This window comes from Dactylosporangium cerinum, from assembly GCF_042653625.1.
Lineage (GTDB): Bacteria > Actinomycetota > Actinomycetes > Mycobacteriales > Micromonosporaceae > Dactylosporangium > Dactylosporangium cerinum.
In genome coordinates this window covers 21,546-43,561 of sequence record NZ_JBHSIU010000111.1, presented here as the reverse complement: position 1 = coordinate 43,561, position 22,016 = coordinate 21,546, and the positions used below count along the sequence as shown (strand labels likewise).

Below are 22,016 nucleotides of genomic sequence, written 5' to 3'. Positions count from 1 at the left end.
CGGGCGGTAGTGGTCAGGTCAGCAGCAGGCACGCCGGCCAGCTAGCCGGCGCCGTGTTGGTCATGATGTGCAAGGTGAGGGCGATGCCTGCGTCGCCGTCGATCAGCCCGTCCTGGCCGGGCCGGTCCCGGGCGGTGAGCTGCTCGGCGAGCGCGGTGAGCTGTTCGAGCAGGCGTGGGAGGTGGGCGGCGATGCGGTCGGTGGCGGCGTCGTGCGTGGCGTACCAGGCGGTGGCAGCGAGGCCAGCCCAGCCGTGGCACAGCCGCGGATCGAGGATCTGGCGAAGCTGTCCGGGGTCGTTGAGGCAGTCGGCGAGAGCGCGTTCGGCCGCGTGCTGGCGGGCGGTATCGCCGAGGGCGATCGCGGCGAGCTGGCAGGCGCGCGCGATGCCTGGGGTGCCGTAGCACCAGGACGGTCGCGCCGGCCCTGTCTGCCGGGGGCGGCCGTGGCGCAGTTCGTTGCGGCCGATGCGTTCGGGCCACCACGCCCCGGCTGGGCCGTTCTGGCGCCAGCGGTCCAGGAAGCGGCAGATCCGGTCGATCGCCTTGGCCTGGCCTGGGACCGTGAGCCCGCGACGCAGCGCCAGCGCGAGGAAGGCGAGCGGTCCGCTGATGCCGTGGGCGATGCCGAGATCGATGTGGCCGCCCGGATAGCGGTGCGCTGTCTCTCCGGACGGGACCGCGCCGCTCCACCAGCCCGGCACGTCTGCCCCGAACTCGTCGACGGCTCGCGGCAGCGGTTCGGTGAGCCGGACCAGGTAGGCGATGACCCGCCGAGTGAGTTCACCGTCCGCACCAGGGTCCGGGCTGCCGAGTTGTCGGTCGGCCTGGTCGTCGGGTTGGGTGCGATGCAGGAGATAGGCGCCGAGACCGGTCAGTCCGCGGACGAGGTCGAACTCGGCGAGAGCCGGGCGTCGACCAGCCGCGATGCGGGCCTCGGCGGCGTCCAGCCGGGCGCCGACGAGACGCGCGACGGCGGTGTCGAGCTGCTGCAGGGTCGCCGGGCACAGCCCCGGCACGGCGGTGGCAATCGCGAACCCGACTGCGGGTGCGCCGAACCACAGCCCGGCGGTGGATGCGGCGCTGACGTCCTCACGGGTCGCCTCCGTCAGCCAGGTGCGAACCCGTGATGGGGGACCGTCGCCGGTCTGCGCGCGGACGCCGTGCAGGACGGCGGTGCCCGCTGCACCCCGGTACAGTGACTGGCCGTGCCACCGCCGGCCCTGCGCATCGTCGTCGGTGACCGGTCTGGCCGGTGCGGCCAGTGCGACGCTGAGGCGCTCGCACGCCGCCGCTGCGCGGTCGCGCGCGCCCGTGTCGACCGTCGGTGCGGTCATGACGCCGTCCTGCTGCGGCTGGCGTCGCCGGTTCGGGCGGTGCGGGCGAGTGCCGCGGCGCGGGCCAGGCGGTGGGTCCGGGCCTCCAGTGCCGGGGTGATGCCGTGGACGCGGACATGGTGCAGGTGCAGGAGCGCCGTCAAGACCGTCGCGGAGGTCACGTGTGTGGCGGGGCGGTCCAGGTGTGCGGCGTAGGCCGCGGCGGCGTCCCGCCGAGCCTGCCACGTCTCGAAGATGTCGGCGCCGCCGGCGAGCGTGGCAAGCGCTGTCGGGCCGGTGTCCGGATCGGTGAGGGTCAAGGTGTGCGCAAGGGCGGTACGGTCGGTGCGGTCCCGCGCTGCGGCGAGGTGTGGATGATCCAGCAGCCACCGCAATCCGGCAGCATGGTCCCCGGTGACTGCGGCGGCGAGGTCGACGAGGCTGGCGGCGGTCAGCGCATGCCGGTACGAGTCGTCGAGCCGACGGCCCGCGGCCAGTTCGGCGACGGCAGCGGCGGAGTCGGCGGCGAAGAACGCTTCGGCGGCGGCCATCGCTTCGTCGGTGCCGAACCGGCCGGTCTCCGGGCGGTAGGTGACCAGCGCCAGATCGGCGACAAGACCCAGCCGGCGCAGGTCGGCCGCCCACGCACCGACCCGCTCGGCGGCCAGCCCGTACTCGACGTCGTGCAGCCGTAGCCGCAGATGCGGTGCCGGGTCCTCGTACTGGATGAACCACCACGGGGGTGGGGCCGGCCAGGCGGCGAGCAGCCGCGGCAGGTGCTCGGTGAGGATCGTGCCGGCCAGCTCCACGGGGCCGTAGAGCTTCGCGGACAAGATCGGGCCGCCCGGGAGGACGTCCTGCACCGGACGGATCGGATACAGGTCAGCACGCCCGCGGAGCACGACTGGTGGTGGCGCCGGTGGCAGCGTCGTGGCCAGGGGCAGGAGGATCTCGTGGGCCCGGCCGCCGAACCAGCGGTGATCGCTGGGAGTGGGTGCCTCCGCGAGCACGGGCTGGTCGGAGGTGCGGTGGAGGTGGCCGCGCAGCAGCGCCCGGTCCATCGGCTCGTCCAGGTGCAGCCGCAGCCGCTGGTCTCCCGTCCCCACGTACACCCAGGCCGGCAGCCGCAGCCGCTCGCGCAGCCGCTCGAGCGCCTTCTCCCAGACCGGTCCGGGGGCGGCCGGGCCGGGCAGATCGGCCGGGCTGATCCGCCACCGGGCCGGGGAGAGGATGCTCCGGCCGTAGCGCAGCCGCGGCCGGAACGGCAGCACGTCGGCAGCGCCCCAGTCCAGCAGCGACATCGGCGTGCACCATGCCGTGGGCAGTTCGGCCAGCAGCCGCACCAGCGGCGCCATGGCGTGTCGGGCGGCGGCGTTGGCCATCACTGGCTCGATCACCCGCCGGCGGGACAGCGACAGCAGGCACAACCGGTCCGGATCGCCGGTGACCGCAACGTCACGCAGGTCTATATCGGTGTCACGTTCGCGGTGTTCACCGACCGGCAGCACCCGCGGCAGCAGTTGTGGCGCCCGCAGCACGTTGCCGCCGCGCGCGTCCAGCGCAGGAAACGACAGCTGCACCGGTTCGGCGCCCCAGACGGCAGCAGGCAACCCCACGGCGACGGGGGCCTCGTGGACGATGTCGAGGAACCGGCCGCCGGTGGCCAGGGCGGTCCGGCCGATCCCGGTGACCCCGAGCGCGAACCGGCCCGCCACAACATCCGGCAGCGACGCCGCCCGCAGGTCGAAGCACAGATCAAGATGCGGCACCGGCCGAGGCGCCGGTCCGTCTCCGGTGACCGCGTCGATCGCCGTCTCGTCGAGCACCAGCTCGCCAGCACCGTCGAGGGCGGCCTGCTGAGCCAGCACCAGCAGACGCTCATTCCGCACCGTCAGCCCCGCCAGCCCGGCGAGCCGCCCCGACCGAACCGTCGGAGCCGAGTGTGCGGGCTGGGCGAAGTGGTCAGGGAGCCCGATGCCGCGGACCGGGTCGACCATGTCGAGCAGCGGCACCACCGCACCGAGCCCATAGCGGTCCAGAAACCGCTGCCGGTACGCGCGCCACGCAGGGTCGCCGTCGGGGTGCGGCGCCAGCCGCACCAGTATGCTGGCAGCAGCTGCCGCTTCGGTCGCCACCCGATGCGGCAGCGTCGCCGTGCAGTCCAGCCGCACGTCCGTCATCAGCGGCTGCGGCACCTCGGCGATCCGCCGCAGCCGCGCAGCAACCGCATGCCGGCCGGCACCGTCGAGCCAATGCGTCTGCTGCAGTGTCCGGACGGCGGCGCGGGCCTCGCGCAGCGCCGACATCAAGGCCGCAACCTCGTCGACACCATCGGCGTCCACGGTGGCGAGCTGGTCGAGGACATGGGTCAGGCCGTCAACGGTCGTCGACGGCGGGCGGAGGTTGGTGATCAGCACGCCGTGCGCCACCAACTGCTGCAGCATCGCCGAGGCTGCCGCGGCATCGTCCGGAAACAGGGCGCTGACCAGGTCGGCGACGACAACCGGAGCGGTCGCGGCCCCCAGCACGTCCCGGACCGCCGCGCTGTACGCCACCGACACCTCATGGCGGCCCGCACCAGCCCGTGCCTGGACCGCCCGCGTCCCCGGGATGGTCACGCGACCGCCGCGGATCTCCGCCAGATCATTGCCCACCACCCTCAGCCGCGCCAGCAGCTGCGGGCACGCCTCCAGCCGGGACACCACCTCGGCTAGCCAAGCGGCGTCGGCCCGCACCCATGTCCGGTGCGCCTCGGACCCCACGAGCGACCCCGTGGCGGCGAAGCCGAGCGGGGTGACACCGGCGAACAACCCGAACGGCGTCGCCCGCCCGCGCATACGTGCCAGGTACCGGCCCAGCGACACCGCGAGCCGCCGCACCCGCGCCACGTCGCCCTTTCCGCCGCCGTCAATCGCCGCCGTGATCTGCTCGGCGAGCACTGGACTCGACACGGCGACCGACTCCACGATCCGACGGTCCTGCCAGACCTTGCCCAGCCAGCCGACCCATACCTCGAGCCGATCCTCGTCCCCCGCAGCAGGCCACCACTCGCCACCACCGGCATCCGGCAGATGCGTGCTGGCCCGCAGAAGCGCAGTATCGCGGGGCTGATACCACAGCCGGCGCATACCCGACTCCCCGAACTCGATGATGGACACCTACCACCGCGATGCCACGGGGCTCGCCGGGCCCGGTGGGCCCGGTCCGGGCGAGCCCCGGTCTCAGCAGTCGCCTTGCTTCTGGGTGTCGCAACCGTCGTCGGTGCTGGCCAGCAGCACCCGATCCAGCTCACCGGACTCGACGATGCGCACGTCGAGCTCGAACCGGCCCGCACCCTCCACCGGCTGCTGCGCCAGCCCGCCGGTCAGGGACAGGCCCGGCCGATTGCCCTGCATCTCGGACTCCTCTCGCCAGGATGCGACCGTTAATGCCGGAGCGCACCCGCCTCAGTCGTCCCCGCAACATATTCGCGTCCGTGAACCGCTGACCCATTCACGTTGGGTACATCGCTGCTGACCGGCTTTTGTACCAACCCCCGATGGAGGAGGGGGGACCGCCGCTGCCGACTCAGTGGACGGTAGGTCCGATGCGTCCTGGCGATCAGGTCCACCCTGCGTCTGTGGTCCGTCGTGGCACATCCGTACACCGGCCCGCAGCGCCTCGCATCGACGTTCAACGGCCTGGTGTCTTTTACGCGGAGGTCAGAACAGCCCGAGGTAGCAGACCTCGCGGGAGTCCACGAGGGTTCCGTCCCAGTCGAAGATCAGTGCCTCGAAGCCGGTGCCGTCGGGTACGTCGGCCGGGCCTGGCATGTGGCTGACGTTCGTCGAGTGGCGCGGCTGCGTCATACCGGTGAGGACAGCAGGAATGCGTCGATTGCGGCGGTGTCGGTGAGGTCCGGCCACGCGGCGACGGCACCAGCGGCGAGCAGCTGCTCGACGGACTCGCCGCCTGAGGCGACGCCGACGGCGTGGGCGCCACCGTGCAGGCCGGTGTTGATGTCGTGGCTGCTGTCGCCGATCACGACGGTGTTGTCTCCGTCGAAGGCCGTGCTGTACTTCGCCGACGCACGGCGCTGGGCGATGGCGACAAGCTTGGGCCGGTCGGTGTCGTCGTCGCCGTAGGCGCCGGCGTCGAGGTCGACGTAGCGGTCGAGGTCGAACACCTCGAGCTTGATCCGGGCGACCTCGCGGAGGTTGCCGGTCAGCACCGACTGCACCAGTTCCGGCCGGCGGGCGAGCGCGGCGAGGATTTGCTGGGCGCCGGGCAGGACTCGGCCGCGCCGGGCCAGCTCGGCCCGGTGCCGGTGGTATTCGGCCGGCAGCACCGCCGTGTACCGGGCGAGGTGGGGTTCGTCCTCGGCGATGCCGTGTAGGCGCAGGGTCGCGGTGAGGATCGACAGCTCCGTCTGCCCAGTGACGTCGGCCTTGCGCACCATCGGAGTGCCGGTAGCGGTCTCAAAAGCGTTCGCATATAGTTCGCCGCCCACTCCACGGGTCTCGATGAGCGTATGGTCGATATCCCAGAGGATCAGCCGACGGTCGGACCGAGAAGCGATCATCCTTTGAGTCTGCCAGGCCGCGCCGACCTTATAGGGGTACAGCCGGGCCGGACGTGTGCGATGGGGTGACGGTATGGAGATCGACGAGTGGGCGATCGGCCAGCGCATTGCCCAACACCGCATGCGCCGTGGCCTCACCCAGGAGGAACTCGCCGGACTGGCCGGCATCTCGCTGTCGATGATGAAGAAGATCGAGTCCGGAGCCCGGACCGTGACCCGCTTCGCGCAGCTGGTGCTGTTCGCGCAGGTCCTGCGCGTCGCCGACCTGCGGGACCTGACCGGGGTGCCGATGTCGATGCTGCCGGACGGCCGGCGCGGCCATCCGGCGGCCGATGCGGTCCGCACCGCCGTCCTCGAACGCGGCCACGGCACCGAACCGGTGGGCTTGGAGCGACTGCGACGCCTCGTCGGCCGGGCCTGGGGCACCTGGCAGGAACCGTCGAGCTTCCGCTACGACGCGGTCGGGCAGTACCTCACCGAAGTCATCCGCCTCGCCCAGGCGCAGGTCAACACGTCCGCTGGCGAGCAGCGCCGGGACGCGCTGGCGATGGCCAGCACCGCGTACCAACTCGCGAGGACCTGGACCAAGCGGGTCGGCGAGTACGACCTGTCCTGGGTCGTCGCTGACCGGGCCGTCACCTGCGCGCTCGACGCGGACGATCCCGACCTCGCCGGCGCGGCGGCGTGGAACCTCGCCATGATCCTTTCCGCGCAGGGCAAGACCGAGCAGGCGCGCAGCGTCGTCCGCACCGCGATCACCCACCTCGACGCCCAGCTCGGCGATACTCCCACCCCGGCGCGGCTCGCTGTCTTCGGTGGCCTGCACCTGCTCGGGGCCACTGAGGCCGCCCGCGAGGACGACGCCCGTGACGCCTGGAACCTGCTCGACACCGCAGCAACGATCGCCGCCCGCACCGGTGAGACGAACCATCACCGGATGGTGTTCGGGCCGACGAACGTGGCCCTGCATCGCATCTCCACCGCGATCGAATTGGGCCGCACCCGCGAAGCCCTCGACCTCATCGAACGCACCGACGCCCGTAACGCCGCGTCGGTTGAACGCCGTCTCACCTTCCACATCGACGCCGCCCGCTGCTACGCCCGCCGCGACAACCCCGTCGCTGCCGTGCACATGATGGGCCGCGTCCTGCACGATTCGCGGGCCGAACTGCGCTACAACCCGATCGCCCGCGAGACACTGCGGCAGCTCGGCGCACATGGCACGCCATCAATCCGCGCCGACCTCGACCCCTTGCTCGAAGCAGCCGGTCTGACACCGTAACCAGCCCGTAGGCGGCAGAGGGGCACTGACAGTGTCCCTCCCTCACCGTGCCTGCACCCATCCACCGCCGTACATACGGTCGTCCATGTTCCGCGCGACGCTCGGCCGACCGCCGGTGGGTCGGGCCGCGGTTCATGGCCGTGAGGAGTGGATGCGGTGAGCACGACGGGATGCGTCAGCACGCACGGTGCGCCGTCTACGACGACGCCCGAGCCGCGGGCGGCCACGTTCGCTGCGGCGCTGCGAACGTGGCGGTTGACCCGCGGGCTGTCACAAGCGGCGCTGGCGAAGCAGATCATGTACTCCCGGTCGCTGGTCAATCTGGTCGAGAACGGATATCGGCGGGCCACCGAAGCGTTTGCGCGTGCCGCCGACACGGCGCTCGGCGCGGGCGGGCAACTGCATGCCGTACGGAATATGGCGGCCAGCACCGTCCTGACAGCGCCGACGAAACGTCATGGAGGGCTGGGCGGCATCGTTGCCGGGACCTGCGCCGGGCGAATCTCGAGTTGGAGCCTCACCAACCGGCTCGACCGGACCGCTGATCGCCGCGATGCTCGTGGGCTTGTGTGCCGGCCGCCGACCTCGCGAACAGCCATGACGCCGACGCTCCAGCCACCGTCAAGGCGCAGCGCATGCGGCACGCACCCGTGGTACAAGCGCGCGCGCCGCTGCTTGTACCACGTTGACCTCTGGCGTCCCGCCTGCCACGCCGAGCAAATAGATGTCAGCGAGCGTCAGCGGGCGATCTCGGTCCGCGGCCGTCTCGGGTCTGACTTCTGGATGGATTGGCCGCCGCGAGCGTCGCGTGGCGACCAAGTTAGCCGGGCTCGTTGGGTGCCGATCCAACCCGTCGGGCGCTCCGACGAGCGACAGGCGCTGCCCGAGCACGACATCGACGGTCTCGGCATCGGTGCGCGGTCGTCGCGGGCCAGGCCACGGGCCGAGCGGTTCAGCAAGCGGCCCGAGGCGGTCGCGCCAGCACGTTGTGGCGTCCCACCCGGGACGCCGCCGCAGACACAGCACGGGAGGCATGCGGTGGACAGGCCCGCCATCACGGCAGCCGGGACTGGCCGGTCCACGGTCTGCGCCTGCGCTCGGTGCGGGCCGTCCAGGCCGGGATCTCCTGCCGTGCTGCGTGGGACGTGCGGTCCCGCCGTTGCGTGCCGGCCAAGCATGAGCAACGCACCTCGGCGGCGCCCGGGTGGCGGCCGAACGCATCGATCGGCGTCCGAGCGCCAGGCCGGCGTCGCCGCCTGTGCGCTCGCGCGGGCGCCCGCCGATGACCCCGCGCTCAACAGTGGTGGGGCAGTCGCCAGCCGGACAGGCCGGCACGCCACCGCCCCTTCGAAGGTTCAAACCGATTCGGAAGAGGTTGTGCTGATGCGTACGGCCGCGTCCGTCGCACTATTCGCAGGTCCGCCCTGCTGCAAATCTGCGGCAGTTGTTCGGTGCCGGTCACGGCCGTGCCCTGCCAGTTCCTTTGGCTTCCGCCGGTCGTCGTTGTCAGGTGAGGCGGCGATCGGCGGATCTCACCTTAGTTGTCGGAGTGATCTTGATCTGTCCGCGCACGGCCGATGAACAAACGCATTTGGTCGGTCGTGTCGTCGACTGTCTTGAACGTAGTCATGGGGAGTTTTCTGATGTCACCGACGGACCCGCTGTTCAGGAACTCACGGGTCGGCCTCCTGCGCCGGATGTTCGAACCGGACCCTGATCGCGAGGGATACGCGGTGCGGATCGACTGGCCCACCGTGGGCGCGGGCCCGACCAGCCACGACTTCGTGCAGTTCACGGCGGATCTGTCGCGGGCGTGGCGGCGTGCCGCTCGTACGCGTCGGTTCTGGCGGCGGGGTCCGGTCCGGCCACTTGCGGTGACGGTGGCGCCGATGGCGTGGTCAGTGTTCGCCGTGCATCGGCAGGGGTGCAGCTCGCTGGGCTGCCCGACGGCGGCTCCGCTGTACGGGATGTCTGGGGGTGATGGGGTATGCGCCCGGCAGCAGGCTTGATCCGCAGACACATCAATAGTTTCAACGCCCTGCAGTTCATGGTCGGAGCGACGTCGCCGATGGCGGTCCTGGTCGGTGGTGTCGTCAACACGTACGCCACGACCGGTGTGCTCGGCACGCCCCTCGCATTCTTGGTCGTCGGGGCGGCGCTGGCGTTGTTGATGGTCGGCTACCTGGCGATGACGAACAGGGAGGGCAATGCCGCGCCAGCGTATGCGTTCCTGGGGTTGGGTCTCGGCCCGAGCTGGGGGATTGCGGGTGGGGTGCTGATGTTCGCGGCGACGAACGCGATTCAGATCTCGTTGTACGGCCTGTTCGGCGCGACCACGGCCGAGCTGACCGGGGTCGGGCATTGGACGGGCTGGGCGTTGGCCGCGTGGGGTTTGGTGGCGGTGTTCGGGCTGGCGAACTTCTCGCTCGGCAAGGTGTTCATCGCGGTCGTCGGTGTGGCCGAGCTGGTGATGATCGGCGCGGTGATCCTGGCCGCGTTCACCCACCCGCACGACGGGCAGGTCAGTGCGGCGCCGATGACGGTCGGGGCGTTGTGGGATCAGCGGGCGACGGTCGGTGGTGTGTTCGCGCTGACGGTTGCTGCGTTCGTGGGGGTGGAGAGCGGGGCGGCGTACGCGGAGGAGGGCAAGACCGACAAGACGATGGTCCACGCGACCGTGGCGACGTTGCTGGTGCTGCCGGTGCTGTACTGCGCGATGGCGTGGGCGTTGCCGGTGTGGACCGGCCCGGACCAGATCGTCGCGGAGGCCCGCAACGCCGGTCACACGGGGTTCCCGTTCACGATCGTCGCAGCGGGTTACGGCGGCGGGATGGTGGCGTTGGCGCAGCTGCTGATGCTGACCAGCTTCTTCATCTCAGCACTCTCGTTTCATCAGGTGATCGGCCGATACGTGCACGCGATCGCCCGGGAGGGGGTGATCCCGGCGTGGCTGGCTGACGTCGGTCGCATCGGGGGACGGATGGCGGGGGCGACGGCGCCGGCGTCACTGTTGCAGAGCGGGATCGCGGTGGCGGTGATCGGGGTCTGTGCGCTGCTGCGGGTCGATCCGATCGGCGGGATGTTCATCTGGTTGTCGTCCGGTGCTGCGGTCGGGGTGCTGGTGACGCTGGTCGGTGTATCGATCGCGACCGTGTTCTATTTCCGTAAGGGCGGCGGCCTTGGCCGCGATCCGTTGATAGTGCGGACTGCTGGTCCGGTGCTGGGCGCGATCGTCGGCAGCGCCCTGGTGGCGGTGATCGTGGTCAACCAGGCGGCGTTGCTCGGGGTGACCAGCGTCGGGTTGCAGGCGGTGATCCCGGTGCTGGTGCTGGTCACGATCGTGGCCGGGTTCTGGTACGCGCGTCGGGTGCGGCGGTTGTGGCCGGACCGGTACGCCGCAGTCGGCAGGGGCCGCCCGGACGAGGTCATGGTCCCAGACCAGCAGGTGGGTTTCCGTGTCTAGTCAACCTCAACCGTATCCCGACAATGACGGGACTTACTCGCAGCAGCCGGCACGGCGTCCGCTGTATCTGGTCCGGCCCGCAGCCGATTCCGACGCGACCGATCAGCAGCCGACGTCTGGCGTGGCCCGCGGCACCGCCTCGACTGGCGCCGACACCACGTGGTTTGCCCCGGCAACCCGCAACGGTGGGCGCCCAGCTCAGCAGCCCGCCGGGACGGAATACGCCGGGATTGAATACGCCGGGACCGAGTACGGCGCAGTCATGGGCCGAGGTGACGATAGCGGCGAACGTGACAGCACCGGGCAGCGGCTCGCACAGGCCGGTCACCGGGAGGGACCGCCGTACTTCGACGGTGCCCCGGCGACCCCGCCCGCGTACCCCGGACCCGTTCCTGGCGGGATCGCCTCAGCTGGTGCAGCGACCGCTCCCGTCCAGTCCGCGTCCGGGCAGGTGATGTCGGCTGAGCCGGTGCAGGAGGCGGAGGAGCCGCCAGGGCCGCCGGGGCCGCAGCTGGTGGGGATGCCGTGGCCGCGGCATCCGTTCGACCTGCGACCTCCGTCACCGGACCTGGTCGACACGGTGCCGCGCCGCCCGGACGCGGAGCTCGACTTCGACGAGCGTTCGGCGGTGGCTGATCTGCGGTGGGCGGTGGTCCGCCGCCTGTCCGATATCACCGCGAACCATGCCGAGGCGGCGTGGAAGCTGAGACACAACAAGCCGGTGAGCCCGACGCTGGTGGTGCTGCTGTTCGCCGTGCCGTTCGAATACCAAGGCATGCTGCGGCTCGAGCTACGCGCCGACGTCCGGACGTGGCATCTGAGCGACCGGGTCGCGGACCCGGCAGCGGTGCTGCAGGAGATGGCGATGCTTGTGCACCGCGGCTGGCGGCAGCAGGGCTCGAGGTTCGACGTGCGGGCGCAGTTGACGAACCAGGCCGATGAGGGATGGACGCCGCAGGATCTGCGGCGACAGCCGGAGTTTCTCGGGGTGGCGCTGTCGACGTTGGACACCAGCGTCTACGGTCCGTGGAAGCGGCTGCGGGGCCGGATCATGTCCGGCGACGACGTCCCCAGCGAGGTCCTGGTCCAGCTCACCGACGGCGGCCGGATCAGGGTCATGCGGCACGCTGGCAAGGAGTATCACCGCATCGACAGGCAGGCCAGCACGTCGCTCAACCCAGACGGCCGGCCACCGTTCCTGCCGTGGGAGTCCAAGCTTGCGCTGAACAGCATCTGGCCGACTGACCCGACCGCGTACGTGTGGCATTTCCTGGCCGAGCTGACCCGGACCATCTACTGGGGGTGGCCGGCGTGGCGCTGATGACTGCGGGACCTTTGACCCTCGCCGACGTCCGGGATCTCCACCGGCGGTGGCTGGCCGGGGCAGAGTTCGACATCGGTTACCCGAACGCCGTGGATTTCGACGTCTCGATGGTGCAGCGCCTGTTCGACGTCACCTTGAACAACGTCGGGCACCCGTTCGCACCGACCTCCGGGTTCTCCGGGCACTCGTTACCGCTGGAGCAGCAGCTCATCCGGGCGCTTGGGGCGTTGTTCGGCTGTCCGCCGGAGTTGGTCACCGGGTTCGTCACCTCGGGCAGCACCTCAGCGATCCGGGCCGCGTTGCTGCAGGCCCGCCGCCGATTCCGCCGCCATGTCGTCGTCTACACCTCGACCGCGGCGCATATGTGCGTGGCGAAGGTCGCCGATGAGCTGTGCATGCGGCTGCAGCTGGTTCCGGCGGGCCTGGACGGGGTGATGGACGTCGCCGCGCTCACCGAACTGGTGGCGCAGCGCCCGGCCGGCGCGGCGGTGGCGGTGGTGGCGACTATTGGGACCACGATGGTCGAGGCCGTCGATAACATCCCGGCCATCCACGCCGCCCTCGACGCCGCCGACGTCCCTGATGACCGGCGGTGGGTGCACGCCGACGCGGCCCTGGCCGGCATCCCCCTCGCCATGCTGGAACCAGCCGACCGGCCACGGTTCGACCTGGCCGACAGCTGCAACATCTCCGGCCACAAATACCTCGGCATCCCCACGCCGTGCGGCGCTGTGCTGCTGCGCACCGACCGGTGCCCGGCCGCGGACGAGACACCCACCTACACCGGCGCCCCGGACCTGACACCCGCCGGGTCACGGTCCGGACACACCCCGCTGCTCATGCTCGCCGCCCTGCGCGGCTTCGGCATGACCGGGCTGCGCGAACGGGCCGCTGCCTGCCGGCGTGACGCGGCCGCGCTGGTGGAGCTGTTCACGGCTGCGGACGTGCCTGCCTGGCGGCATCCGCTCGGGTTCACCGTGGTCCTGCCGGCGCCGTCGGAGCAGCTGCGGGCGCGCTGGCCGCTGCCACCGCCGGACGACGGCTGGACGCATGTCATCTGCATGCCCGGCAAACGACTCGAGGTCTACGAGCACTTCGCCAGTGAGTACCTGACCGATCGCCGCAACACCACCGGTCGCCACCAGTCCGACCACCACGCACCTGACCAGCCCTCGTCTGCCCCAACCCTTGACGCCGACCATCGTGAGGACGCGATCGCATGCTGACCCTGCGCGCACCTGCCCGGATTCTGGACAAGGTTGATGCCGTCCGTGCACCCGCCGCTGCTGTCGGCGCGACGCTGTACAGCCTCCGAGCCGGGCAACTCGTCCACGTCGACCCCGCCCAGAGCCCTGTCCAGAGCCCTGTCCAGAACCTGGTCCGGGACCGCGGGAACGGATGGATGTGCCAGCCCTTGGGCTCTGGCCACGGACGCGATTGCCGGCTCGTCCTGCACGATGTCGACTTGGCGACCGCGCTTGCCCCGGTCCGGCTGACCAGCGACGGGCACCCGGACCCGGACCGTGACCCCGCTGCGTACCTGGCCGCGTGGCGCAGCCGCGTCTGGCGGCACAGCACCCACTTCGGCCCGGTCGCCGACCAGCTCGCCGCCGCCGCGACCCGACCGATACCGGGATCCGGCGGGGCACCGATCGCGTTCACCGACCGCGACAGCCTCCGCCGCTACGCCCTCGGGGCTCACCGGCATACGGTCGGCCTGCAGACCTCGCTGGTCAAGCTGGGGCTTCCGGGCCTGGTGACGGCAACGACCGTTGAGGGCACGGCTGCGGTCGCCCTCACCCTCCGGCTTCAATTGCACCGGCCCGCAGCGCAGCGCGCTGACCTGGTCGCCGCGGTGACCAAGTCATGACCGCCGGGCAGTGCCCGCCACGGTCGCTCGTGCGGGCGAGGCGCGGATGAGCGCCGCACGCGGTGCCCCAAACGAGGCCGTGCAGCGTGGCAGCGGAACCCCCGTTCCTGCGCCACGTGTAGGTCTACGGCTGAGCGCGCCGGCAGCAGAGCCAAAGCGGTCTGCTCGAGCACGCCCGCAGCGGCAGCCCAGACCATCGGACGGGGGGCGGTGGACCTTCACCGCCGAAGGCAGCCGCCATCCACGCGGGGCGGCCACGGCCTGCGCATCCCAGAGGCTGCGGCCACCCCACCCCGCACCCATCCCACGCTCGCCCCTCGACGCCTTACCGCCCGTTGCCCGCCGGAATGGTCCGCTGAGGGATCCAATGTCGCAGCAGCACCAGCACAGTCCGGGCAGAGGGCGGTGGAGCGCACCGGCCGTCCGCGACGACATGATCCGCCGCTACGTCGAGGACCTGCAGTCGATCCGTCAGGTCGCTGCCGCGATCGGCTGCAGCTACGGCACCGTCCACCTCGACCTCACCTCGGCCGGCGTGACGATGCGCCCTCACGGGGGTGCCCGTCGCCGCGCCGCCGGGCCAGCTGTTCACCCGCCGGACTCGTCCACCGCATCGGCAGCTGTTGCTGCGCACGCCGCACCGCCGTCCAGCCGTGCCGGGAACCGATCGTGACGAGCATGATGAGCATCGCCGCGCTCGTGGCGCCGACCGCTTCGGCGACCGTCACCGACATCCTCACCCGGCTGCGTGACCTCGCCGTCGGCCACGGCGACCGGCCCGCGGTCATCGACGCGCACCGCACGATCACCTATGCCGAGCTGTGGCAGGCCGGGCACGCAGCCAGGGCCGGGCACCGGGTCGGCGGCCGGTTCGTGGTGCCGGTCGCGGCCCACCCGAGCGCGGCGACGGTCGTCGCGGCCCTCGGGGTGTGGCTGTCCGGCGGCATCCCGATGCCGGTCCCAGCTGGCACCCGCATGACCCTGCTCGAACCGTTGTTGCGGCAGACCGACGAGATCGGGCATTGGTGCCAGCCGTGGCGGGCGCACCTGCACACCGAACCCGGCGGCCGGCAGATTACCGTCGCCGGCGGGCTGCCACCCACGAGTTCGCCGGTCTCCGCCGCGCTCGGCCTCATCATCGGCGGTACCGCGCTGCTGTGCGCGCCGCTGTACGCCGGGCCGGTGTTCGACACGGCGGTGCGGCAGCTGCTGCTCGGCGGCACGGTCGTGCTACGGCCCGAGTTCAGCCCGCAGGACTGGCTGGACACCGTCGTACGGACCGGCGCCGACTGGGCTATCCTCGCCGCCGGGCAGGTGATGGCCCTGATCCAGCAGCAGGGCGACCTGACCGGCGGGCTGGAGGTCGCCACCGGCACTGTGCGCCGGATCGTGCTGCCGGCGGCGGTCCCAGCGATCAACGTCGGCTACCTCGCCGCGCTCACCGCGCACACCGGCGCAGCCGTCTCCACCTGGTATCACGCCCCGGTCTATGACGGCGCCCTCAGCACCCCCGGCGGCCGGGTCCCCGCCATGCTGACCCCGTTGCCCGGCGTGCTGCTGCGGACTGTCGACCCGGCCAGCCGACCGACGCCGCCTGGCGTGGCTGGGCTGATCGAGGCGTCCAGCAGCAGCGGCGCCACCGCGCACCGCGCCGATCAGCCGTGCACACCGGCCGGGCAGTGGCGTACCAGCGGCGACATCGGCACCATCGACGGCAACGGCCGGCTCACGCTACGCCGCCTGGACCGGGCCCGGCACTACCGCGCCGGATCGGCGGACACGGCGAAGGTCAGCGTGGCCGCGCTGCAACAGACACTCAACGCGCACCGCGGCGTCGCCTCCCACACCGTGCACGTCGTACCAGACGCCGACGGTGAACCCCGCGCCCACATCCGAGCCTGCACGTCGACCGCGTCACTGACCACGGCGGCCCTCGCCCAGCACTGCACCGCCCATGGCACCCCATGCCCGGCCGAGCACATCACCATCACCAGCAGCGGTGCCCCATGACGCCGATGACCCGACCCGGCGCCTCCCGGACATCTGTCCCCGTCGACGCCGACGGCCGACCGAACCGTGCACGCCGCCACCAGCAAGGACCCGACGACCGGTCCCACGCCGCCGCCGTGCCGCCGCCGCCCGACGCCACCGGGTTCGAGGGCACCTTCATCCGCGCGCTGCACGCCCTTGCCGGCACACCTGCCGGCGCCGCTGCGCTGCTGCCGCTGGACGTCAGCGGCTGCGACGGCCGGTGCGCCGTTCCAGCGTTCCACGACCTCACGACCGGCGTCTGGCGGCACCTCAGCAACCTCAGCCGCTGTCACCGTCCAACCACCACACCTCCCGGAAGCGACCGTCACCGATGACGCAGCAACGTTCGACCCGCGACACTGCGGGCGGCGCACCGCCCGGCCACCCTGCGGTAGCCGGTCCGCCGACACTGACGTCGGTGGACACCATCGACTGGGCGACGGCGGCGTGCATCGCCGAGGACCTGCCCGAGCACGACGGCGACGACGCCTACATCGTCGCGCTGCTCGCCGGCCCGCTCAGCGGCGTCGACCCGGCCACCGTATGCCCCGATCCGCTGCTGATCAGAGCAACCCTCCTGTACGCCCGCGCTGTCGACCCGGCACCCGACCCGGCACCCGTGGCAACCTCCGGGGCGTCCGGCCCGGTTGTGGACGATGTCGCGTGGGCCCGCTACGCCTACCAGGCAGCCCGGACCCTGCACAGCATCGACCATTCGACCGCTATCGAGACGACCGAGACCCTCGCGCTGGTCCTGACCAGCCGCAACCAGCACAGCAAGGCACGCGCGTTGCGGCGCGACGTGATCCAGCTGCATCTGGACCGTGGTGACGTCGACGCCCACCCGGAAGCCCGGATCACGCTCGCCGCGCACCTGCACGACACGGGCCGGTGCGGTGAAGCGATCCGCGGCGCCACCGCCGCGTGGCGGCAGTGGAGCACCCGCCACGACCCGACCGACCCGGTGTCGGAGCCGCTGACGTTCCAGGTCGCGAGCATGCTACTGGCCTGCGGCCGAACCGACGACGCCGCCGAGGTCATCGACGCCGCCGACTTGAATCTCGGCGAAGCCGCCAGCGCTGGCGGCAGTGCCACGGCGAGCGGCGCCCGCAGCGAGTTCCTCGCCATGCTCGCCGCAAGCCAGATCCTGCACCAGGCGGTCTGCGCCCGCCGCCTCGACCACACCCTCACCACAGCCGCTGCCGGCGATGATCGGGGCGCCCAGTGACCCGATGCCAGCCCGTGCCCACTAGCCAAGCACCCAGGCAGCAACATGGGCGGGAACCTGGGCGGACACGCGGGTGTTCGGCTGCTGATCCAGCCCGCGCCCGCAATGTCGTACGGCCCGCCATCGGTCGCGGTGGGGCACGCCGGATCGCCACCGATGGAGAATGCGGTCACCGCCACACGCGGCGCGACGTCAGCCTGACCGCAGCCACGCGGACGGTTCGACCCGCAGGGGTGCAGTGTGCCGGCACGATCGTGCCGACGGGTCAGGCGGTGACCGAGCGATGAGAATGCGGATGCCGCGGTTGACGCCCCGGACGACGGTGAAACGCGCCGCAGCGCTGCTCAACGAGGGCCGTGCTGATGAGGCACGGGCGTTGCTGCTGCGCGTGCTCGGTCACCGTGACCCGGCGACGACCCGCCCAGACGCGGTGTTGTTCGACGCCGCCGTGCTGTACGTCGACGCCGTTGACGCCGACCTCGCGGTTGTCCCGTCCGCGATCGCGTGGGCCGAGTACGCGCACCGGGCGGCGCAGCAGTTGCACGACGGTGATCTGGCGATGCTGCAGGAGGCCGCGCACACCCTCGCCGTCGCGTTGAACGCCCTTCCGGCCCCGACGGACGCGTTCAACGACGCGTGCCGGGAGGTGGTGCACTACGCCCGCCGGCGTGGCGACCTGGACACCGTTGTCCGGACGCAGGGTGCGTTGGCCTCATCGCTGCACACCTCCGGTCAGTGCGCGGCGGCGGCGGCCGAAGTGATCGCCGCGGCGCAGCTGTGCCCGCCGCATCCGGCGCAGGTCGCATACGAGGCGATGGCATACGCGTTCGTGATCCTGGACGTCTGCCACCGGCATGAGGAAGCCGCCGATGTCGCAGCCCGGTTTCGGGTCACCGACCTGCCCACTGGGCTGCCGTTCGCCGGGTTGCTGGACGTCACCGAACAGGTCGGCCCGGCCCAGCACGCGCACACCGCGCAGTTCCACCGCGGCGAACGATGCCCGCTCCCAGGCTGCGCGGTGCCCACCAGCCTCACCGACACGCACACCCCAATGAACGGCACAGCAGACGGCGATGCAGACGCAGAAGCAGTCGAGGTGGAGGCGAAGGCCGAGTATCCCGCGATCGTGCTGCGGTTGTGTGCGGGCCTGCTGGCCGGGCACGACCCGGCCGGCGCGCCTGTCCACGGCCCGCTCGCCGACATCGCCGACCGGTACGCCCGCCTGACCAACCCCCTCACCGATCCCTTGGCCGATCGCTTGGCTGACTCCGGAGCCGATCTGCAGGCAGGTCCTCTGGCGTTGGCGTGGGCCCGGTACGCCCACCGCGCCCGGCTGACCCTGCTGACCGACGAGTCGCAGATCGAGACGGCGACGGACCTGTACGCCGAGGTGCTGCGCCGGCACGGCTACCTCGACGCGGAGGAGACCGGGTGGCGTGACGCCGTCCGGCACGCCGCCGCCCGTGGTGACAGTGACGGCTTGGACGTGGTCGGCGTGTGCCGCGCGAAACTCGCTCAGGTGCTGTACGGCGAAGGCCGCTGTGAGGAGAGCCTGGAAGAGATCCGCGCCGCTGTGGACGCCTGGCAGCAGCGGCACCCGCAGCCGGACGTCGTGGGAATCGGGCTGGCGGTGCAGGCGGCGTTCATGCACAGCGGCTGCCACCGCCACGACGAGACCGCACCGTACGGCAGCCAGCTGCGCATCGACGCGCTACCGGACCGTCAACAGCGGCAGTACATCCGCGGGCTGGTCGGCTCCTTCGCCGAGCAGGGACAGGCGCACACCCGCGCCCACCACACCGGCGAACGGTGCGACGAACCGTCATGCCTGATCACCCTGGTCGCTGTATCGCGCGAACCCGACGCATCCGGCAGCGCATCTGCCGACCTGTCTGCCCACGTGCCCGCTGCAGGCACGGGAGTGTTTGCCGGGGTGCGGGAGGCGGGCGAGGCGGCGCTGGCGTTGTTCGCAGAGCAGCGATATGCCGACGTGTCGCAGCTGCTCGGCGTCTGCCTCGCCCGTTTCGACCCGGCGACCGTGGAACCGCTCAACGATCTGATCGCTGTGGCCACCATGTATGCCGTCGCCACAGCGGCGGGGCCGGACGTGCGCCCATCGCCGCGGGCGTGGGCGTACTACGCGTACACCAACGATCGGCAACGATGGCCTGACCGGGCGGGTCGGTGGATCGCCACCGGCCGGACCGCCGCGCGCCGGGCGGACGAGGACGGCTGCCACGACGACGCCATCGACCTCGCCACCCAACTGCTCACCGCCGCTCTGGATCACTGCGGGCCCCTCGATCAGGCCGCGATCCGCCTCGACCTCGCCGACTACCTGCTCAACGTCGGCCGCTGCGCCGTCGCGGTCCATCACGCCCGCATCGCCTGGTCGACCGTCCCGCACGAGCAGCCACCCGCCGGTGACCGGGAACGTTTCGACCGGCTCCTCACCGGCATCCGCGCTGTGTACCTGCTCGGCGGCTGCCACCAGCACGACGACGCCGTCTCGATCATGTTCGACGCCCTCGAACGGTACGCCGGCCCGAATCCCACCGATCCGGACCTGATCGATCCGGACCTGATCGATCCGGACGTTCGCGAGCAGCGATGGCAGTCCGCGCTCACCGCCTACGGCGAGCGACGCGAAGCACACCGCGCCGCGCACTGCCACAGCCCCTGCGACGACGACCACGGCGACGAAACCCTCACTGCCGAGCAGCCCACCGTCGCCTTTGCTGACATCGTCGAACTGATCCAGGCCCGCAGGAACCGGGAGGCCCGCACATGACCAACACCCTGACCCGCCTCGCCGCCGCGGCCGGCGTCGGCTTGATGCTGGTGGCGGTGGCTGGCGTCACCGCCGACCAGACGACCGGCGCAGGGTCCCCGCCGCTGCCCGCCGGGCGCGGCACGACGCCGTCCGCGTTGACGGCACCGGCCGGTGGCACACCCCAAGGCGGGCTGCTGGAGATCGCCCAGCACGCCCAGCCGGCCGCCAGCGACCACCAGGCCGGTGCTGCCAGCTGCATTCGGTTGGTCCGCTGGGACCGCACTCCAGGACGCCGCGTCATCGAGACGACATCGTCTCGGCAGGTCAACCCGGACGGATCGGGGCTGCTGTGGCAACAGCGCGGATCCGACCCGGACGCCGTGCCGACCGTGACGCAGTACGCGGCCGGGAGCCTATACGGTCCTGTCGGCGAGTCGATCCCGGCGGACCCGGTCCGCCTCGCCGACGTGGTCGCCGCGGTCGCCCCTGCCGGTAGCGGTCCGACCGCCGTCGTCGCTGTCCTGCTGGACCTGGCCAGCGTCCGCACGCTCGACCTCGCCCAACGCGCCGCCGTCGTGCGGGTCCTGGCGATGCTGCCCGGCGTCACGTTCCCCGGACAGTCGCCGCGGCACGACAGCGGCGTCTTCGAGTTCGAGTTCTCCGACGGCGGCGGCGACCCGATCAGCGTCGACATCGACCCGGACACCGCCGAGATTCTCGGCTACCAGGTCGGCGGCCGGACCGCGCTGCAGTCGAGCACCACCACGCTGATCCGGCGCCGGGCGCGCTGCGCATGCCCGTCACCGCCCGGCACGCTCTTCCTGGCAGCGGCACTCCGCACGGACCTGCCACCGTTGGCGGGGTGCACGGTCCGGCCCGGCGTCGTGCTCTTCCACCCTGCTGACCTGTCACAAGGATCACAACGATGACGCCGCCGACGACGCCGCCGATTCCCGGGCCGTCGCCATCTCCCCGACCGTCGGACACCACGGCAGGGCGGGGACCGGTCGACACCAGCGTCGCGCACCCGGCACGCCGCTACGATTTCCTGCTCGGCGGCAAGGACAACTTCGCGGCCGATCGTGACTCCGCGCGCCGGCTCATCGAGGTGTTTCCGCACCTGCGCACCGCCGCGGTGGAGAACCGGCGGCTCCTGGAACGGGTCGTGCGGCACCTCACGCAGGCCGGCGTCCGGCAGTTCCTCGACATCGGGACCGGCATCCCCACCTCTCCGAACGTCCATGAGATCGCCCAGGACATCGCCCTGGACGCCCGCGTCGTCTACGTCGACAACGATCCGGTCGTCATGACCCATGCCCGGGCGCTGCACACCAGCCACCCCCTCGGCGCCACCGCCTACATCGAAGCGGACCTCCGCGACCCTGCCGCGATCCTGGGCAGCCCGGACCTCCGCGCGGCCCTGGACTTCACGCAGCCGATCGCGGTGCTGCTTATCGCCGTCCTGCACTTCGTCACCGACGACGACCAGCCGTACGACGCGGTCGCCGCACTCGCTGCCGCGATGCCGGCCGGCAGTTTCCTCGCCATCTCCCACACCACGTTCGACCCGCTGCCCGCCGACGTCCGCCGACGGCTGACCGCCCTCACCGACCCCTCGGCCGGGCACGGACCGTTCCGTCCGCGAACCCACGACGAAGTCGCCCGCTTCTTCGACGGTGCCGACCTACTCGACCCCGGCCTCGTCCCGATCGTGGAGTGGCATCCCGACAGCGATCCCTCGCCCCACGCCACGGCCTCCGAGGCGATCGGCTACGCAGGCGTCGCCCGGCTGCCGTAGCCGCGCCATCCCCGGCTGGTCGTACCGGCGACATGAAAGGCAACCTTTTAGTGATCCCGTCTTCGCTGGGCCGATGCCGGCGCGCCCGCTCCGGCATCGCCACCAGGATCCTCGCCGTCCCGACCGTGGGCGGCGTGACGGCGTGCGCTACCCGCGAGACCGGCACGAACCAGTCCACCGCACTGCCGCAGACACTGGCGAGTGCCTGTGCCATCGAGCCCGGCCACGCACGGGAGGCCAACGTTCCAGCCGGCCGACGGCGTAGCAGCGGGCCGCGGACGAACGTCGCCGACGGCAACCAACCGCTGCGGCAGACAGGCCACGCCCACACCGCCCGACCGCGCGTCGGCATGCGGTCGCCGGAGGTGCCG

The 22,016-nt window shown here is 71.6% G+C and carries 17 protein-coding genes and 1 pseudogene; 13 read left to right on the top strand and 5 right to left on the bottom strand.

Features of this window, described 5'->3' with window-relative positions:
* Window positions 1-13 precede the first annotated feature (13 nt).
* The 5 genes and pseudogenes from ACFPIJ_RS55955 to ACFPIJ_RS55935 all read right to left on the bottom strand — a co-directional run bounded on the left by ACFPIJ_RS55955 (window position 14) and on the right by ACFPIJ_RS55935 (window position 5,876).
* Window positions 14-1,336: a lanthionine synthetase C family protein gene (locus ACFPIJ_RS55955; protein WP_380127738.1), complete on the bottom strand. Its 1,323-nt coding sequence runs from the start codon at window positions 1,334-1,336 to the stop codon at window positions 14-16.
* Window positions 1,333-4,473: a lantibiotic dehydratase gene (locus tag ACFPIJ_RS55950; protein ID WP_380127737.1), complete on the bottom strand. Its 3,141-nt coding sequence runs from the start codon at window positions 4,471-4,473 to the stop codon at window positions 1,333-1,335. The genes ACFPIJ_RS55955 and ACFPIJ_RS55950 overlap by 4 nt, the downstream gene beginning before the upstream one ends.
* 63 nt (window positions 4,474-4,536) lie before the next feature.
* The gene (locus ACFPIJ_RS55945) at window positions 4,537-4,710 is read right to left on the bottom strand and encodes an FxLD family lanthipeptide (RefSeq protein ID WP_223099626.1); all 174 of its coding nucleotides are present in this window, start codon (window positions 4,708-4,710) and stop codon (window positions 4,537-4,539) included.
* Window positions 4,711-5,022: 312 nt separating this feature from the next.
* Window positions 5,023-5,127 (bottom strand): annotated as a pseudogene (locus ACFPIJ_RS55940) (HAD family phosphatase); the annotation flags it as partial.
* Window positions 5,128-5,159: 32 nt separating this feature from the next.
* Complete coding sequence (locus ACFPIJ_RS55935) at window positions 5,160-5,876, bottom strand: HAD family hydrolase (RefSeq protein WP_380127736.1); 717 nt, start codon at window positions 5,874-5,876, stop codon at window positions 5,160-5,162.
* Window positions 5,877-5,949: 73 nt separating this feature from the next.
* On the opposite strand from ACFPIJ_RS55935, the gene ACFPIJ_RS55930 reads away from it, so the two are divergent.
* From ACFPIJ_RS55930 to ACFPIJ_RS55870, 13 genes are all read left to right on the top strand, one after another.
* Window positions 5,950-7,158, top strand: coding sequence for a helix-turn-helix domain-containing protein (locus tag ACFPIJ_RS55930; RefSeq protein WP_380127735.1), 1,209 nt, complete (start codon window positions 5,950-5,952; stop codon window positions 7,156-7,158).
* A 147-nt stretch (window positions 7,159-7,305) separates the two neighbouring features.
* A complete protein-coding gene (locus ACFPIJ_RS55925; RefSeq protein ID WP_380127734.1) occupies window positions 7,306-8,739 on the top strand; it encodes a helix-turn-helix domain-containing protein in 1,434 nt (477 codons plus the stop codon).
* Window positions 8,740-9,163: 424 nt separating this feature from the next.
* On the top strand, window positions 9,164-10,621 hold the full coding sequence (locus tag ACFPIJ_RS55920; protein WP_380127733.1) for an APC family permease: 1,458 nt from the start codon (window positions 9,164-9,166) through the stop codon (window positions 10,619-10,621).
* Between the two features lie 262 nt (window positions 10,622-10,883).
* Window positions 10,884-11,942, top strand: coding sequence for a hypothetical protein (locus tag ACFPIJ_RS55915; RefSeq protein ID WP_380127732.1), 1,059 nt, complete (start codon window positions 10,884-10,886; stop codon window positions 11,940-11,942).
* Entirely contained in the window at window positions 11,942-13,171 is a 1,230-nt protein-coding gene (locus ACFPIJ_RS55910) for a pyridoxal-dependent decarboxylase (RefSeq protein ID WP_380127731.1), read from the top strand. Before ACFPIJ_RS55915 ends, ACFPIJ_RS55910 begins: the two co-directional genes overlap by 1 nt.
* Before the next feature lie 239 nt (window positions 13,172-13,410).
* On the top strand, window positions 13,411-13,815 hold the full coding sequence (locus tag ACFPIJ_RS55905; RefSeq protein WP_380127730.1) for a hypothetical protein: 405 nt from the start codon (window positions 13,411-13,413) through the stop codon (window positions 13,813-13,815).
* Between the two features lie 46 nt (window positions 13,816-13,861).
* Window positions 13,862-14,488 carry a helix-turn-helix domain-containing protein gene (locus tag ACFPIJ_RS55900; RefSeq protein ID WP_380127729.1) on the top strand — a complete coding sequence of 209 codons (627 nt, stop codon included), beginning with the start codon at window positions 13,862-13,864 and terminating at the stop codon, window positions 14,486-14,488.
* Window positions 14,489-14,493: 5 nt separating this feature from the next.
* A complete protein-coding gene (locus tag ACFPIJ_RS55895; protein ID WP_380127728.1) occupies window positions 14,494-15,825 on the top strand; it encodes a class I adenylate-forming enzyme family protein in 1,332 nt (443 codons plus the stop codon).
* 5 nt (window positions 15,826-15,830) lie between these two features.
* Complete coding sequence (locus ACFPIJ_RS55890) at window positions 15,831-16,181, top strand: hypothetical protein (protein ID WP_380127727.1); 351 nt, start codon at window positions 15,831-15,833, stop codon at window positions 16,179-16,181.
* A gap of 83 nt (window positions 16,182-16,264) precedes the next feature.
* On the top strand, window positions 16,265-17,074 hold the full coding sequence (locus tag ACFPIJ_RS55885; protein ID WP_380127726.1) for a hypothetical protein: 810 nt from the start codon (window positions 16,265-16,267) through the stop codon (window positions 17,072-17,074).
* Window positions 17,075-17,357: 283 nt separating this feature from the next.
* On the top strand, window positions 17,358-19,865 hold the full coding sequence (locus tag ACFPIJ_RS55880) for a hypothetical protein (RefSeq protein WP_380127725.1): 2,508 nt from the start codon (window positions 17,358-17,360) through the stop codon (window positions 19,863-19,865).
* Window positions 19,862-20,776, top strand: coding sequence for a hypothetical protein (locus ACFPIJ_RS55875; protein ID WP_380127724.1), 915 nt, complete (start codon window positions 19,862-19,864; stop codon window positions 20,774-20,776). Before ACFPIJ_RS55880 ends, ACFPIJ_RS55875 begins: the two co-directional genes overlap by 4 nt.
* Window positions 20,773-21,645: an SAM-dependent methyltransferase gene (locus tag ACFPIJ_RS55870; RefSeq protein WP_380127723.1), complete on the top strand. Its 873-nt coding sequence runs from the start codon at window positions 20,773-20,775 to the stop codon at window positions 21,643-21,645. Before ACFPIJ_RS55875 ends, ACFPIJ_RS55870 begins: the two co-directional genes overlap by 4 nt.
* Window positions 21,646-22,016 lie beyond the last annotated feature (371 nt).